This is a genomic window from Bradyrhizobium sp. USDA 4473 (genome assembly GCF_054063335.1).
On sequence record NZ_JBSSGE010000001.1, the window covers coordinates 5,433,801 to 5,449,760 of the forward strand.

14 protein-coding genes are annotated in these 15,960 nt (G+C 66.7%); 4 read left to right on the forward strand and 10 right to left on the reverse strand.

Features of this window, described 5'->3' with window-relative positions:
- Positions 1–627 (reverse strand): polysaccharide biosynthesis/export family protein, encoded by a 627-nt coding sequence (locus ACVW17_RS25630; RefSeq protein WP_456754460.1) that lies wholly within the window; start codon positions 625–627, stop codon positions 1–3.
- A 176-nt stretch (positions 628–803) separates the two neighbouring features.
- Between ACVW17_RS25630 and ACVW17_RS25635 the strand changes: the two genes are divergently transcribed.
- Positions 804–3,140, forward strand: coding sequence for a GumC family protein (locus tag ACVW17_RS25635; protein ID WP_456797992.1), 2,337 nt, complete (start codon positions 804–806; stop codon positions 3,138–3,140).
- 65 nt (positions 3,141–3,205) lie between these two features.
- On the opposite strand, the gene ACVW17_RS25640 is transcribed toward ACVW17_RS25635, so the two are convergent.
- Positions 3,206–4,534, reverse strand: coding sequence for an MFS transporter (locus ACVW17_RS25640; RefSeq protein WP_456797993.1), 1,329 nt, complete (start codon positions 4,532–4,534; stop codon positions 3,206–3,208).
- Between the two features lie 345 nt (positions 4,535–4,879).
- On the opposite strand from ACVW17_RS25640, the gene ACVW17_RS25645 reads away from it, so the two are divergent.
- Positions 4,880–5,818 carry a LysR family transcriptional regulator gene (locus ACVW17_RS25645; RefSeq protein WP_456797994.1) on the forward strand — a complete coding sequence of 313 codons (939 nt, stop codon included), beginning with the start codon at positions 4,880–4,882 and terminating at the stop codon, positions 5,816–5,818.
- An 18-nt stretch (positions 5,819–5,836) separates the two neighbouring features.
- Here the strand turns inward: ACVW17_RS25645 and ACVW17_RS25650 are convergent, their stop codons facing one another.
- Positions 5,837–7,030, reverse strand: a complete 1,194-nt coding sequence (locus tag ACVW17_RS25650; protein WP_456797995.1) for a GNAT family N-acetyltransferase — start codon at positions 7,028–7,030, stop codon at positions 5,837–5,839.
- Positions 7,031–7,184: 154 nt separating this feature from the next.
- On the opposite strand from ACVW17_RS25650, the gene ACVW17_RS25655 reads away from it, so the two are divergent.
- Positions 7,185–8,249, forward strand: coding sequence for a polysaccharide deacetylase family protein (locus ACVW17_RS25655; protein ID WP_456797996.1), 1,065 nt, complete (start codon positions 7,185–7,187; stop codon positions 8,247–8,249).
- Here the strand turns inward: ACVW17_RS25655 and ACVW17_RS25660 are convergent.
- A complete protein-coding gene (locus ACVW17_RS25660; protein WP_229183239.1) occupies positions 8,246–8,455 on the reverse strand; it encodes a DUF2842 domain-containing protein in 210 nt (69 codons plus the stop codon). The two genes, ACVW17_RS25655 and ACVW17_RS25660, sit on opposite strands and share 4 nt — an antisense overlap.
- 102 nt (positions 8,456–8,557) lie before the next feature.
- On the opposite strand from ACVW17_RS25660, the gene ACVW17_RS25665 reads away from it, so the two are divergent.
- Entirely contained in the window at positions 8,558–9,643 is a 1,086-nt protein-coding gene (locus tag ACVW17_RS25665; protein ID WP_456797997.1) for a COX15/CtaA family protein, read from the forward strand.
- 10 nt (positions 9,644–9,653) lie between these two features.
- On the opposite strand, the gene nadC is transcribed toward ACVW17_RS25665, so the two are convergent.
- The 6 genes from nadC to ACVW17_RS25695 form a co-directional block, all read right to left on the reverse strand.
- A complete protein-coding gene (gene nadC, locus ACVW17_RS25670; RefSeq protein ID WP_456797998.1) occupies positions 9,654–10,505 on the reverse strand; it encodes a carboxylating nicotinate-nucleotide diphosphorylase in 852 nt (283 codons plus the stop codon).
- Positions 10,502–12,052: an L-aspartate oxidase gene (locus ACVW17_RS25675; protein ID WP_456797999.1), complete on the reverse strand. Its 1,551-nt coding sequence runs from the start codon at positions 12,050–12,052 to the stop codon at positions 10,502–10,504. The genes nadC and ACVW17_RS25675 overlap by 4 nt, the downstream gene beginning before the upstream one ends.
- Entirely contained in the window at positions 12,049–13,035 is a 987-nt protein-coding gene (gene nadA / locus ACVW17_RS25680; RefSeq protein WP_456798000.1) for a quinolinate synthase NadA, read from the reverse strand. The genes ACVW17_RS25675 and nadA overlap by 4 nt, the downstream gene beginning before the upstream one ends.
- A 54-nt stretch (positions 13,036–13,089) precedes the next feature.
- Complete coding sequence (locus tag ACVW17_RS25685) at positions 13,090–14,046, reverse strand: NUDIX hydrolase (RefSeq protein WP_456798001.1); 957 nt, start codon at positions 14,044–14,046, stop codon at positions 13,090–13,092.
- A gap of 14 nt (positions 14,047–14,060) precedes the next feature.
- Positions 14,061–14,465, reverse strand: a complete 405-nt coding sequence (locus tag ACVW17_RS25690) for a hypothetical protein (protein ID WP_456798002.1) — start codon at positions 14,463–14,465, stop codon at positions 14,061–14,063.
- A 158-nt stretch (positions 14,466–14,623) separates the two neighbouring features.
- The gene (locus tag ACVW17_RS25695) at positions 14,624–15,904 is read right to left on the reverse strand and encodes an O-acetylhomoserine aminocarboxypropyltransferase (RefSeq protein ID WP_456754472.1); all 1,281 of its coding nucleotides are present in this window, start codon (positions 15,902–15,904) and stop codon (positions 14,624–14,626) included.
- Positions 15,905–15,960 lie beyond the last annotated feature (56 nt).

The following is a 15,960-nucleotide window of genomic DNA, read 5'->3' on the forward strand; positions in this document are numbered from 1 at the left end:
TCAGAACCAGCGCTCGCCGACGAACACGGTGTCGCCAGGCCCGATCGGGGTGCCCAGGGGAGCAACGAAGCGGCCTGCGCCCGATGCATCGGTGTGGGTGAGGGTGACCTCGTCGCGCCTGGCGCGCGGCGAGAAGCCGCCGGCGATCGCCACCGCGCTCTCGACCGTCATGTTGGGCACGTAGGGATATTGGCCAGGGGCCTGGACTTCGCCGAGGATGAAGAACGGCCGGTAGGACTCGATCTCGACCGCCACCGAAGGCTCGCGGATGAAGCCGTTGCGCAGCCGTGCGGTGATCTCGGCGGCGAGCCCCGCCGGCGTCCGGCCGCGTGCCGGCACCGAGCCGATCAGCGGCATCGTGATCGCGCCGGCGGCATCGATCGCATAGGAGTTGGTGAGGCCTTCCTGGCCATAGACCACGACGCGCAGCTTGTCGCCGGGGCCGAGATTATAGGCCTCGCGCCTCGGCGCGGGCTCGGCATAGGCGATCGGCGCGGCATAGGAGGGCTGGCCGTAAGCCATCGAGTCGAGGCCGGGGTCGCCGGCAACCGGCGACGTCCGGCCCATGCAGCCCGACAGCGCGAGCGCAGCAATCAGACAAACAGGGGGAGCGCGCAGATCGCGCATGTGAGGAATCCCGCGACAATATCGGTCCCGATTAACGGCGCTCATGGTTAACAAACAGTGACGGATCAGGTGGTGGCGGCGATGTCCGGCAACCGCACCGATTAACCCGGCAGCAACCTTAATGGACTGTAATCGCCGCCATTGAAGGGGAGTCGCGGCGTCCGCGGGAGTTGGTTATGCGGTTTGCATTCTGGCGTAGAGACAAGGAAAAGGCCGTCGTGCAACGGGCGGTGCCGAAGTCCGCGCGCGTTGCCGATGAAGCTGTCGTGAAGCCGGTTGCGCCGAAGCCCATTCCCGACAAGCCGGCGCGTCCGGCCGAGGCAACCGATCTCGATCTGCATGTGCTCGGCCGCGCGCTGGCACGCAAGCGCGGCTGGATCGTCGTGCCGACCGTGCTGGTGTTTGCGTTGTCGCTTGCCGCCGTCAACGTCGTGACGCCGCGCTACAAGTCGGAAGCGCGAATCCTGATCGACAATCGCGAGAACGCCTTCCTGCGTCCGAACGGCGAGCGCGACCTGGAGCGCGCCTCGCTCGATGCCGAGGCGGTGACGAGCCAGGTGCAGCTATTGCTGTCGCGCGATCTCGCGCGCGACATCATCAAGAAGAACAAGCTCGCCGAGCGCCCCGAGTTCGATCCGGTGCTGCGCGGTTTTTCCCCGCTGAAGTCGCTGCTGGCGCTGTTCGGCATCGGCCGTGACCCGTTCAGCCTGACGCCGGAAGAGCGGGTGCTCGATTCCTATTACGAGCGCTTCCAGGCCTACGCGGTCGACAAGTCGCGCGTCATGGTGATCGAATTCCAGTCGGAGGATCCCGAGCTTGCGGCGCGTGTCGCCAACTCGATCGCCGACGGCTATCTCGTGCTGCAGCAGGGCGCGCGGCAGGATCAGGCCAAGTCCGCCAGCACCTGGCTGCTCGGCGAGATCGACAAGCTGCGCGGCAAGGTCGCGGACGCCGATTCGCGGGTCGAGGAGTTCCGCTCCAAGTCGAGCCTGTTCGTCGGCACCAACAATATCCCGCTGTCGAACCAGCAGATGGGCGAGCTGAACACCCAGCTCAACAATGCCCGCGCGCTGAAGGCCGATGCCGAGACCAAGGCGCGGCTGATCCGCGAGATGCTTCAGGGCGGCAAGCCGATCGAGGCCTCGGAAGTGCTCAATTCCGAGCTGATCCGCCGGCTCGCCGAACAGCGCGGCACGCTGCGCGCGCAGCTTGCCGAACAATCATCGACACTGCTCGACAACCATCCGCGCATCAAGGAATTGAAGGCGCAGATCGCCGACCTCGACCGGCAATTGCGCGAGGAGGCCGGCAAGATCTCGCGCTCGCTGGACAACGATGCCCGTGTCGCCGACGGCCGCGTGCAGGCGCTGCAGGCGAGCCTTGACCAGTCGAAGAAGCAGGCCTCGTCGAGCAACAGCCAGGATGTGCAGCTGCGCGGGCTGGAGCGTGAAGCCAAGGCGCAGCGCGATCTCCTGGAGGCCTACCTCGCCAAGTATCGCGAGGCGACCGCACGCGAGAACATCGAGGCCGCGCCGACCGACGGCCGCATCATCTCGCGGGCCACGGTCTCGAACACGCCGGCCTATCCGAAGAAGCTGCCGATCGTGCTGATCGCGACGCTGGCGACGCTGTTGCTGTCATCAGGCATCATCATCACCGGCGAGCTGCTGCGGATCACCGCGCCCGGCGCGGTCGGCCGGGCCTTCGCACCGGCGGCTGCCGTGATCCGGCGTCGCGAGCCGGTCATGGAGACCGCAGCCGCAGACGAGCCGGTGTCAGCGCTGCCGCCTGAGCCGGCCCGCGCGGCGCCGGTTGCACCGAGGACACCGCCGCAGCCCGAATTGCCGCCGGCGCCGGCGGTTGCCTACGAGCCCGCCATCAGCGAACCGCAGCCCGCGCCGGCCCAGCCGGTCGACGAGATCGATCAACTCGCCGAGCGTCTGGTCGCGGCCGGCCCTGCCGCGCATAAGGTCACGGTCCTCGGTCCGGCGGCCGGCGAGAGCGTGACGGCGACGGCGTTGGCGCTGGCCCGTCTGATGGCGCGCCAGGCCAAGGTCGTGATGGTCGATCTCGTCGGCTTCTCGCCGGTATTGGCGGCAGCCACCGTCGATCCCGCAGCGCCCGGCCTTGCCGAGTTGATGCAGGGCGAGGCGACGTTCGCGCAGATCATCACCAAGGATCGGCAGTCGCGCGTCCAGATCGTCAGCGCCGGGCGTCCGGGCTTCGATCGCAGCTATCTGCAATCGCCGCGGCTCGTGCTTGCGATCGATGCGCTGCTCAGGGTCTACGACCACGTGCTGCTCGACGCCGGTTCGGCGCTCGACCTGCCGGCCGAACTCTTGACCGCGAAGGCGCAGGCCGTCGTGGTGCCCGATGCCGCGATGACGCAGGATGCCCGCCGTTCGATGGTCGACCAGCTCAGGGCCGTCGGCTTCTCCGAGGTGACGATGCTGAGCAAGCCCTGCGCGCCGTCGCAAGCGGCTGCTGCCGGCCCGCGGGTCGTGGCGGCCTGAATCGAGCCGTTAAAGCGCGATGAGATCCGATCGGATCGTCATTCGCGCTGTTCCCTGATGGCGCTTCAGTGTGCCAGCACCGGCTCGCGCGCGGCTCGCTCCAGCACCGGATCGATCCGCAGCCGGATCGTGACCAGGGCGCCGATCAGTCCGACGACCGCGAGCAGCAGCAGGCCCGCGGTGAATCCGCCGGTCAGGTCCTTCAGGTAGCCCATCGCGAACGGGCCGGCGAAGCCCGACAGGTTGCCGAGCGAGTTGATCGCGGCGATACCGGCGGCGGCCGAGGCACCGTTCAGGATGCTGGCCGGCATCGGCCAGAACATCGGCGGCACCGCGGAGACGCCGATCTGGGCGAGGCAGAGCAGGCTGATGATCAGCACCGGACTTGAGACCAGCCCGGCGAGGCCGATACCGACGGCGGCGAGCGTCAATGCGCCGGCGACGTGGTAACGCCGCTCGCCGGTCTTGTCGGAATGGCGGCCGAGCAGCACCATGCCGATCGCGCCGAACACGAAGGGCAGGGCGGCGAGGAAGCCGGTCTGGGTGTCGGTGACGCCGAACGCCTTGATGATGGTCGGCAGGAAGAACGCGACGCCGTAGCTCGCTGCATTGAGGCAGAAATACACCAGCGCGCAGGCGAGCACCCGCGAATCGGTCAGCGATTGCATGACCGAGATGTGCTCCACGGCTTCCTTCTTCTGCCGCTCGATCTCAAGTGAGTTCTGCACCCATTTGATCTCGTCCGGCTGCAGCCAGCTTGCCTGGCGCGGGAAGTCGGGCAGCATCGCCAGCACGGCGAAGCCGACCAGCACCGACGGCAGCGCTTCGCAGATGAACAGCCACTGCCACCCGGTCAGGCCGGCACCCGACAAATTGAGCAGCAGGCCCGAGATCGGCGCCCCGATGATGCTGGAGATCGGGATCGCGAGCATGAACAGGCTGATGACGCGGGCGCGGTAGATCGTCGGGAACCAGAGCGTCAGATAGAAGATGATGCCGGGGAAGAAGCCGGCCTCGCAGGCGCCGAGCAAGAGGCGCAGGAAGTAGAAGATCCATTCGCTCGAGACGCCGCTCGCCGCCGACATCTGCGGGATGAACGCGAATGCCGCCGAGACGATGCCCCAGCTGATCATGATGCGGGCGATCCAGCGCCGCGCGCCGAACCGCTCGAGGAGGATGTTGGAGGGCACCTCGAAGAAGAAGTAGCCGACGAAGAACAGGCCGGCGCCGAGCCCGTAGGCGGCTTCGCTGAGCCCAAGCGCGGCATTCATGTGCAGCTTGGCGAAGCCGACATTGACGCGATCGAGATAGGCCACGAAGTAACACAGGATGAGGAACGGAATCAGCCGCCGCATCATCTTTCCAACCGCGCGCTTCTCGACATCGTCGCTCATCGTTCCCGTCCCTTCTGGCTTTTCGATTCGGCGCACGGTCACCGCGCTCTCCGGGGGCGTACAGTGTACACCCGCAGCGGTCCGTCGCTTGGCCCTTGCAAGTTTTGTTGCAAGCCTTGCGTTCATTGTTGTGTAATTGACGGCCGCGTGACTAATGGCATTTGGGAATGGAGCCACGGCGAAACTGTCATGATGCACCGCGGTATAACCGTTGGAACTCGAGTATTTTCAGCGAAGTGGATACCGGGGGGCGTGTAGAAAACGCGTCGAGACAAGAATCTGGAGTTCTGTTCGTTCCGATCGATCGGATCGGATGGCTTTAGCCGGGCAGGATGGTGACGGGCCGTGATCAATAATCTGAAATTGCGCCAGTTGCGCCTGCTGGTCGCGCTCGACAGCGAGCGCAAGCTGCAGCTGGCCGCCGAGCGCCTCAACATCACCCAGTCGGCGGCATCCAAGATGCTGGCCGAAATCGAGGCGGTGGCGCGGGTTCCGCTGTTCGAGCGGACCGCGCGCGGTGTCGAGCCGACCGCCTACGGCTCGATCCTGATCCGGGGTGGCCGGAGCGTGCTGGCCGACCTTGACCGGGTCACCAATGAATTCGCCGGCTACCGGTCCGGCGAGCTCGGCACCGTCTCGGTCGGGACGGTGGCCAAGCCCAGCATCGACCTCGTCGTCGACGTCATGCAGTATCTCGGCGAGAAGCTGCACCGGGTGAGCATTTCGCTCGATGTCAGCACCAGCCCGCCGCTGGTCGCGCGGCTGCTCGCGCTCGAGCTCGATTTCATCGTGGCGCGAATACCCGCCGGCGTCGATCCGGCGCAGTTCGACTATCACGAGATCGGCGCCGAGCAGGCCGCTCTCCTGGTGCGCGCCGAGCATCCGCTGGCGGCGCTCGACAGCGTCAATCTGGAAGACACCGTCGAACTGCAATGGATCTCCCAGCCGCGGGAATCCTTCATGCGCCAGGCGCTCGAGCGGCTGTTCTACAGCCGCGGCATTGCGCCCCCGCAGCGCATGATCAACACCGAATCCTTTTCCGCCTCGATCGGGATTGCTGCGGGAATCGATGCGATCGTGCCGATCCCCTTGCTGATCTTCGATCTGCTCGATCCGCAGCGCTTCAAGATGCTGCGTATCCGCGACCAGCTGATGCTCGAGAGCTACGGGCTGATCAAGCTGCGCAAGCGCGCGCTGTCGCCGGCCGCGATGCTGGTGTTCGATGCGATGATGCGGCTCGGTGTCGAGAGCGGGCGGCAGGCGCCTGAAGGCTCGTCGGCCTAGACGTCGCCGCAGGCGTCCTCAGCGGAACATGCTGCGCAGGTTCTGCGCGATCTCGAACAGCGCCGGATTGTGCTTCACCGCGCGCTTGGCGCGGCTGATCGCCGACAGCATGCCGGCCGCCGGCTTGCCGCGCAGGCTGAGCGGAATGAAGCTGTCGACGATTGCTTCGTCGTCCTTGCAGAACAGCCGCTTGTACTCATCCGAGCCGATGCCGAGATCGAGGGCGCGGTAATCCTGCCCGGCATGGCGATCGATGATGTCGCGCATCAGGATCAGCCCGGGGCTGAATTTGGCATTGGCCGACATCGTGTAGGTGTTGAACATCATCGAGAAGCGATGACCGTCGGAGACGCCGGCGAAGATCGCGATCACTTCTTCGTCGCATTCCAGCGCATGGATGTCGATCGCATAGCCGTTGCCGTCGGCGCGCGGCGCGAGGCAGGCGGCGCGGATGAACTGCTCGACGCCGGGTTCGGCGAACACGTCGGGCAGCTTCTGCTCGGCCATGCGCTGCGGCTTGACGCGGAAGAACCAGTCGAGCAGCCGGCAGACGTCCGCGCTCGTGCTCGCGACATGATAGCGGTAGCCGGGCAGCGGCTGCAGCTTGCGCTCCTTGCCCTTGAGGCGGCGGCGGAACGAGTTGCTGATCAGCGTCGCGGGCGCGGCGCCGGGCTCGATCACCAGCAGCGGGCAGTCGTTGACGGAAGCCTGGTGCGGCAGCAACGCCAGCGGATTGGGCTGGTCCTGCCAGCGCAGCGGCTGCTGGCACAGCACCAGCGCATCGACGCGGGAGCGTTCGGCGATCGATCCGATCAGGGCGGTGATGTCGGCCTCGGTCGCGTTGGCGGCAAAATCCTTGTCGCACAGCGCCATGTTGAAGGTCGCGTGCTTGCCGCCCATGAAGCTCGCGCAGCTCGCGCCCAGGCGAGATTCGACGGCGAGCGGCAACAGCAGCAGCGGCCGGCGCTCGCCGTCATGGGCAACGACGATGAAGGGCCGCAGGCCCTCGCGCTCGCCGACCTGGCGCTGCCAGTTGGCCAAGAAATCGAAGCGCTGATAGGGCGTGTAGCTGTGCTGTGGGGTCTCGAGACTGCGCCAGGTCGCTTCGGCGGCCGCGAGGTCATGAAAAATGTCGACGCCGGCCACGCGGATTGCGTTCGGCCATGTTCGCGTGCCCGCCGTCTGGCCTTCAACTGCCGCCGCCATGATCATCTCGGAGCCCAAATTTTTTAAGGTATTAATTTACAGGTCTCGGCCGGCGCGACCTTCGCAGGGAAATGTCAACAAAGAGTAATAAGAATGCTTCGATGGGGGCGTGGCGGTTGGCGGAAACCGCCGGGCAAAAGGCTGGGACAGGCGGGAGATTTTGGCGCCGGATAACGGGATCTTGCGGCGGGCCAGGATGGAGCTCGCTTATTTCAGCGGCACCTTCAGGCTGCGGGAACGCGAGGCCGGCGGCGCCGGGGCGATCCTGCGCTTCGCGCGCGTGCGTCCCGCGCGCCGGTTGCGGTTTCAGCCGCTGAAGTCGCAGGAGATCACGCCCGCCTTCCTCGATCGCACGATCCGTGCGCTGAAGCGCTGGAAGTACGACATCGTCGGGATCGACGAGGCCTGCCGCCGCGCGGTGACCATGCCGGAGCGCCGGCGGTTTGCTTGCCTGACCTTCGACGGCGCCAGCAAGGACATCGTCACCCATGCCTATCCGGTGCTCGCCAGGCACGGCGTGCCGTTCACGCTCTATCTGCCGACGGCGTTCCCGGATGGCGTCGGCGTGGCGTGGTGGCTGGCGCTGGAGGACATCATCGCGCGCGAGCGCCGCATCAGCCTGGTGATCGACGGCAGGGAACGCCACTTCGCGATCTCCAGCCTGTCGGACAAATACGAGTTGTTCGATTTCCTGTCCGGCTGGCTGCGCCAGCTGCCGCCGTCGGATCTCGCCTATGCGGTGAACGATCTCGGCCGGCGCTATGCGGCCGACGCGGTGCAATTGTCACGCGACGCCTCGCTCGACTGGGCGGATCTGGCGAAGCTCGCCGCCGATCCGAACGTGACGTTCGGCAGCGCCACGGTGAACTATCCGGCGCTGTCGAGCGTGAAGGATGCCGCCGCGCAGCGCGAGATGGCGATGGGCAAGGCGGTGGCCGAGAGCGCGCTTCGCCGGCCGGTCAGGCATTTCGCCTATCCCTTCGGCGACCGCGACGCCTTCGCCCGTACGGATGTGGTGATGGCCGAGGAGACCGGCTTTGCCAGCGCGGTGTCGACCATCTCGGGGGTGGTCGAGGCACAGGGCCGGACCAATCTCCATGCGCTGCCACGGATCGCGTGGGATGGCCGGGTGCGTTCGCTACGGATCATGCGGGTGCTGCTCTCGGGCGTGATGTTCGCGCCGGTGCGGCCGACGCGGAGCGCGCGCGGCCAACACGTGATTTAGGCGCGATCAGGCCGCGACATCCAGGACACGATCGGCATCGCCGGCAGCACCCAGCCGAGGCCGGCAACGACGTAGAAGATCGCCTGCAACAGGCCCGAACTGGCGAGCCACGGCGTCTGGGCCACGGTCATGCCGAGCAGCGACCACACCACCACCAGGATGAGCAGGAAGATGGTTCCGAGCAATTTGCGGGTGCGTATGGCCATGGCGGATATCTGTAACTCGTGATCTCAAGCGTTTCGGCAGCGCTTGCGCGGCCGGCGCGGCGGACTATAAGGGGCGCGAAAATCCAATCAAGTCAGGGCGAAATGGCCGGTATTTCCGCAAAGACATCGCAGCTCCGCGCCGTCCGAGTATGGCTGCTCGCAGTCGCCGGCCTGATCGCGCTGATGGTGCTGGTCGGCGGCGCCACGCGGCTCACCGAGTCCGGCCTGTCGATCGTCGAATGGAAGCCGGTGACCGGCGCGCTGCCGCCGCTGACCGAGACGCAGTGGAGCCAGGCGTTCGAGGGCTACCGGAAGATTCCGCAATATCGCGAGCTCAACGCCGGGATGACGCTCGCGGAGTTCAAGACGATCTTCTGGTGGGAGTGGAGCCATCGGTTGCTCGGCCGGGTGATCGGCGCGGCCTATCTGCTGCCGTTCCTGTATTTCCTGTGGCGCGGCGCGGTGAGTGGCGAACTCGGCCGGCGGCTCTGGGTGATCTTCGGCCTCGGTGCGCTGCAAGGCGGCGTCGGCTGGTGGATGGTGGCATCCGGCCTCTCGGAGCGCGTCGAGGTGTCGCAGTATCGGCTGGCGACGCATCTGGTGCTGGCGCTGCTGATCTTCGCGGCGATCGTCTGGACGTTGCGGCGCCTGACCGACCGCCCGTCCGTGATCGCGCCCGTCAGGCTGAAGATTACAAGCGTGGTGCTGCTGGTGCTGACCTTCGTGCAGCTCTATTTCGGCGCGCTGGTCGCGGGCCTGCGCGCGGGCAGGGTCTACAACACCTGGCCCGACATCGACGGCGGTTTGATCCCGTCGGCCGATCGTCTCTGGTTCGAGACGCCGTGGTGGCGCAATTTATTCGACAACACGCTGACGGTGCAGTTCGAGCACCGCATGACCGCGTACCTGTTGTTCGCGCTGGCGATCGCGCACGCTATCGATGCGGTGCGGGCGCGCGCCGGCGCCGCGGTGATCGCGGGCGCCTGGTGGCTGGTGGCGGCGATCACGCTGCAGGCCACCCTCGGCATCCTGACGCTGCTGCATCAGGTGCCGATCGATCTGGCGCTGACGCACCAGGCCGTCGCGATCGTGGTGCTGACGCTCGCGGTGTTGCAGGCCGAGCGCTTCGCGGCGCGCCGCACCGAACGGGACCAGCCGACCCTAGTTCCGGTCGGCCAGTCGCTTTGATCCTGATCAATCAGGACAGGTAATCGAGGCCGATATCGAGCGCGGCCGAGCTATGGGTCACTGAGCCGACCGAGATCAGGTCGACGCCGGTGGCGGCAATTGCCGCCGCCGTCGCCGCGGTGATGCGGCCGGAGGCTTCGGTGATCGCCTTGCCGCGCGCCATCGCCACCGCCTGGCTGAGCTGCTCGGTCGTCATGTTGTCGAGCAGCACCACATCGACGCCGAGCGCCAGCGCCTCTTCGAGCTGCGACAGCGTGTCGACTTCGACCTCGATCTTGACGAGATGGCCGGCGTTGGCCTTTGCGCGTTCGATCGCGCTGCGGATGCCGCCGGCGAGCGCGATGTGGTTGTCCTTGATCAGCACGGCGTCATCGAGCCCGAAGCGGTGATTGCTGCCGCCGCCGGCGCGCACCGCATATTTCTCCAGCGTCCGCAGTCCCGGCGTGGTCTTGCGGGTGCAGACGATCTGCGCTCGGGTGCCTGCGACGGCCTTGACCAGCGTGGCAGTGGCGGTGGCGACGCCGCTGAGATGGCAGAGGAAGTTGAGCGCAGTCCGTTCCGCGGTGAGCAGGCTGCGGGCTGGGCCATCGATGATCGCGATGACCTGGTCGGGCTCGACCGCGCTGCCGTCGGGCCGCTCGGCGCGCAGCGTGACGGCTGGCGACACCGTCTGGAAGGCCGTCCGCGCGACATCGAGGCCGGCGATCACGCCGGGCTGCCGTGCCCGCATCACCAGCCGGGCCTGCTGGCTGGCCGGCACGATGGCGTCTGCGGTGATGTCGCCGGCGCGGCCGAGGTCTTCGCGCAGCGCGGTCTGCACGATCGGTTCATAGAGCAGCGGCAATAGGGGATTGAGGGTCATGACAGGGCGCTCCTGGCTGATGGCTTGGATTCAACGATGTCGCGTGCGGCGGCGAGTGCCTCGGCGCGGGTGAGCGACGATGGCGATGCCGACACCGCGGTGTGCGGGAAATCGGTGCGGAAATGGCCGCCGCGGCTTTCCTCACGCCGGATCGCGGCAACGGCCATCATCAATCCGACCAATGCTGCGTCGGATGCCGCGCTCTGGCTGCGTGCGAGCGGAGTGAGGCTCCGGATCGCGCGCGCGATGCGGTCGCGATCGCGCAGCACGCCGAGCCCTTGGGTGAGGATCGGTCGTACCGCCGAAGGATCGGACGCCGGGGGCAGCGTGTCGTCACGCAGCATCGCGCGCGGGCCTGCGCTCACGCCTTCGATGCTCTCGGCGACCCAGCGCGCGCAGACGATCGCCTCCATCAGCGAGTTGCTGGCGAGTCGGTTGGCGCCGTGCAGGCCGGTGCGTGCGGCTTCGCCGCAGGCCCACAGGCCCTGCACGCTGCTGCGGCCAAAGCCGTCAACCGCGATGCCGCCCATATGGTAGTGGACCGCCGGCCGGATCGGAATCGGATCACGGGCGGGATCGATACCGGCCATCTTGCAGAACGCGCTGATCACGGGATAGCGCTCGGCGAAATCCGCACCCGGATGCTGGCGCGCATCGAGGAAGGTGCGATGCCCCGCGGCACGATGGCGCCACACGGCGCGCGCGACGATGTCGCGTGGCGCGAGCTCGGCGCCGGGCTGACCGGCCATGAAGCGCTGCCCGGTCTCGTCGATGAGCACAGCGCCGTCGCCGCGGATCGCCTCGGTCAATAGCGGCATCGGCCGTGACGGACCGTCGAACGCGGTCGGATGAAACTGGACGAATTCGATATCCGACAGCCTTGCGCCGGCATGCGCCGCGAGCGCGAGGCCCTGGCCGAAGCATCCGGCGGGGTTGGTGCTGTCGGAAAACAGCCCGCCGATGCCGCCGGTCGTGATCACGACGCGGTTGGTCGCGATCGTCAGAGGTCCGCGGTCGCTGGCTGCGAGCACGCCCCTGATCGCGTTGTCCTCGACCAGCAGCCGGCGCGCCTCGACGCCTTCCAGCAGCGTGATCGACGGCGTCCGGCGGACCGCCGCGATCAGCGCGCGCATGATCTCCCGGCCGGTGCCGTCGCCGGTGGCGTGCACGATGCGATTGCAGCGATGCGCAGCCTCGAGCCCGAGGCGCCAGCTGCCGTCGGCGCGGCGGTCGAAGGCGACGCCGAGCTCGGCCAGATGCTCCACCGCGGCGGGCGCGGCATGAACGATGCGGCTCGCCGCCGCCGCGTCGCACAGGCCGGCACCGGCCGCGAGCGTATCGGCGAGATGCAACGCAGGGCTGTCATCCGCGCCGACCGGAGCGGCGAGGCCGCCCTGCGCCCACATGCTGGAGGCCTCGGCGCCGAGCGGAGACTTCGAGAGCAGCACGACCGGCTCGGGCGCGAGTTGCAGCGCCGTCATCAGTCCTGCGGCACCGCCGCCGATGATGACCGGGCGGCCATTGAGATCGGAGAAATCATTGCTCATATCGTCAGCATCCTTTCGACACTCCTGCGCGCGCGATCGGCGATCTCCGGATCGATCGTGACCTCGTGCTGGTTGGTTTCCAGCGCGTGGCGGATGTTCTTCAAGGTGATCCGCTTCATGTGCGGACAGAGATTGCAGGGGCGGACGAAGTCGACATCCGGATTGCGCGCCGCGATGTTGTCGCTCATCGAGCATTCCGTCAGCAGCACGACGCGCGGCGGACGCTTGGTCTCGACGAACGACTGCATCGCCGCCGTCGAGCCCGCAAAGTCCGCTTCCGCGACCACCTCCGGCGGGCATTCCGGATGCGCGAGGACGGTGACATCAGGATAATTTTCGCGCAGCTGGCGGACGTCGTCGGCAGTGAACAGCTCGTGCACCTCGCAATGGCCCTTCCAGGCGATGATCTTCTTGCTTGTCTGCTTGGCGATGTTCTGCGCCAGATATTCATCGGGCAGCATGATGACGCGCGTGGCGTCGAGCGACTCGACGACCTTGAGCGCATTGCCTGACGTGCAGCAGATGTCGGACTCCGCCTTCACCGCGGTCGACGTGTTGACGTAGGCGACCACGGGCGCATCCGGGTAGCGCGCGCGCATCAGCCGGACATCCTCGGCCGTGATGGAATCCGCCAGCGAGCAGCCGGCCTTCATGTCGGGGATCAGCACGGTCTTGGCCGGATTGAGCAGCTTCGCCGTCTCGGCCATGAAGTGCACGCCCGCGAGCACGATGACGTCGGCGTCGACCTTGGTCGCCTCGCGCGCCAGCAACAGACTGTCGCCGACGATATCGGCGACTCCGTGGAAGATTTCCGGCGTCTGGTAATTGTGCGCCAGCACCACCGCGTTGCGGCGGCGCTTCAGCGCGAGGATCGCATCGACGTCCTCGGCGAAGGTGGCCCATTCGAATCGCGGGATGACGCGTCTGACGCGCTCATAGAGCGGCGCGGTGCGGGTGAGCAGATCGGTATCGGGTGCAACCATTTATACTCTCCGTGAGCATAAGATGGCTTATACTTATCCTGAGCATAAAGCGTGTCAAGTGCGTGAAAGCGGAAGCTTGGTCCCGGCGACGGCCCGTTCGGCCAATACGGCATGGCGGAAGCGGAACAGCTTGGCCGGCCGTCCGACGGTATCGGCAGCCATTGCGCCTGTCTCTTCAACGAGTTCCTGCTGTTCGATGAGCCGGCGGAAGTTCTGCTTGTGGACCAGACGGCCTGCGAGCGCCTCAACACTGCGTTGCAGTTGCAGCAGGGTGAACTCGGCCGGCATCAGCTCGAAGACCACCGGACGATATTTGATCTTGGCGCGCAGCCGCGCGATCCCGGTCGCGAGGATGCGGCGATGATCCGCCGTCATCGGCTTGCCGGGCACCACGGTCGCATCGCGCGCGCGCGTGCGGTCGGCTTCGGGGACCAGCGACGCTTCGTAGAGCAGCTCATAGCGCTGCAACACCAGCTCTTCGTTCCAGTCGCGATCGTCGAGACCAAAGGTGATGGCGCAGCGCTGCCAGCGCTCCCGCTGCAATGTCGGCGTCGGCGCGGCTTTCGCCCATGCCTTCAGCTTCGGCGCGATGATCTTGGCCAGGCACGAAGGCGGGCCGGCGCGATGATCCTCCCAGGGGAAGTAGTCGTACCAGCCCGACCAATGCGCCTCGAAGCCTTCGCCGACCCGGTCCTCGCGGGTCAGGCCGAGATAGCTGATCGAGACGCTGTGCGGCCCCTTGGCGTCGCCGGAGCGGCCGCGATCGGCAAAGGTATAGAGCTGCTCGACATAGCCGAGCGGATGGCCGGTCTGCGCCTCGACCCAGGCTCGCAGCGCGGTCTGCAGCGAGCGGTGGGTGAACTCGAACGGGCCGCTGGGCAGCGCGGCACCGCCGGCGATGGTCATGATCCTGGGCGTGCCGTCGGTGACGGCGACGAGCACGGCGACGAGGTCGGCGGTGACGGCGTTTCCCGAAGCCGGCGCACTGGATTTCTGCGGCGATCTGGCCACGCGATCGTTCCGCGCTAGCAGTAGCCGTAGACGCCGCAGGCGTAGGGCAGGCGGTTCCAATAATCGACATAGGCGCCGCCGTAATAGGGGCCGAGATAGCTGTAGGAACGCGAATTGCCGTAGTAGCCGGGCAGTGATGACGATCCCGGCAGCAACGGCTCGCCGCGCACGAACGGGATATACGGCTCCGAATTGAGCGGGATCACCTTGGGCTCGACGACCACGAGCTGGCGTCCGCGCCGCACATAGGCCGGCCCTGTGATGGTGGTGCGGTAGGCGTAGTGCCGGCGCGGCAGGCCGGCCGGCAATTGGCGTGCAGCCTTGACGGTTGGGCTCTTGGCGACGACCGGGCCGTCGGCGGCGTCAGCAGGCGATATCGCAGACAGCGCGATCGCGAGCGGCAATATCCAGCGCAGCATCCATGGTCTCCCGAATCATCCGGAGCCTATCACTGCCACTTTATGCCGGATTGAACGTTAACGAGAGACCTGTCGGGATTAAGCGTTAACGGGAAACCTGCCGTTTGGCCGGAATTGCCGGAGCGATGCGGCGCACTGCTCCGGCACATCCTTTGGATTTAGGCGCGCAGGGCCTGGTCGAGGTCGGCGATCAGGTCTTCCTTGTCCTCGATACCGATCGAGAGCCGCACCACCTCGGGCGCCGCGCCGGATTTCACCTTGGCGGCGTCGTCGAGCTGGCTGTGGGTGGTGGAGGCCGGGTGGATCACCAGCGAGCGGGTGTCGCCGACGTTGGCAAGATGTGAAAACAGTTTCAGGTTCGACACCAGGTTGACGCCGGCGTCGTAGCCGCCCTTGAGGCTGAAGGTGAACACCGCGCCGGCGCCCTTCGGCGCATATTTGCGCTGCAGCGCATTGTATTTGTCGCCAGGCAGGCCGGCATAATTCACCGCCGAGACGGCCGGGTGGGTGGAGAGGAATTCCGCCACCGCCTTGGCGTTGTCGCAGTGCTTCTGCATGCGCAGCGGCAGCGTCTCGATGCCGGTGAGGATCATGAAGGCGTTGAACGGCGACAGCGCCGGGCCGAGGTCGCGCAGGCCGAGCACGCGGCAGGCGATCGCGAAGGCGAAATTGCCGAAGGTCTCCTGGATCCGGATACCGTGATATTCCGGGCGCGGCTCGCTCAGCATCGGGTACTTGTTGTCCTTCGACCAGTCGAAGGTGCCGGCGTCGACGATGATGCCGCCGAGCGAGTTGCCGTGGCCGCCGAGGAACTTGGTCAGGGAGTGCACGACGATGTCGGCCCCGTGGTCGATCGGCTTGATCAGATAGGGCGAGGCCAGCGTGTTGTCGACGATCAGCGGCACGCCGGCCTTGCGGGCGACTGCGGCGATCGCCTCGATGTCGGTGATGCTGCCGGCGGGGTTGGCGATTGACTCGATGAAGATCGCCTTGGTGTGCGGCGTCACCGCACGCTCGAAGCTTTCGATCTCGTCCGGATCGGCCCAGGCCACGTTCCAGCCGAACGCCTTGAAGGCGTGGGTGAACTGATTGATCGAGCCGCCATAGAGCTTGCGCGCGGCGATGATCTCGTCGCCGGGCTTCAGCAGCTGTTGCAGCACGACGACCTGCGCGGCGTGACCGGAGGCGACGGCGAGCGCCGCGGTGCCGCCTTCGAGCGCTGCGACGCGTTCCTCGAGCACGGCGTTGGTCGGATTGCCGATGCGGGTATAGATGTTGCCGAAGGCCTGCAGGCCGAACAGCGAGGCGGCGTGATCGGCATCGTTGAACACGAATGACGTGGTCTGGTAGATCGGCGTCGCCCGCGCGCCGGTGGTGGGATCAGGCTGTGCGCCGGCGTGCACGGCGAGGGTGGAAAATCCCGGAAGGCGATCGGTCATTCTTGGTGTCCTGTTGTGGCCTGGTCGAAAATGCGCGGCATGCTGATGGCGGCGGC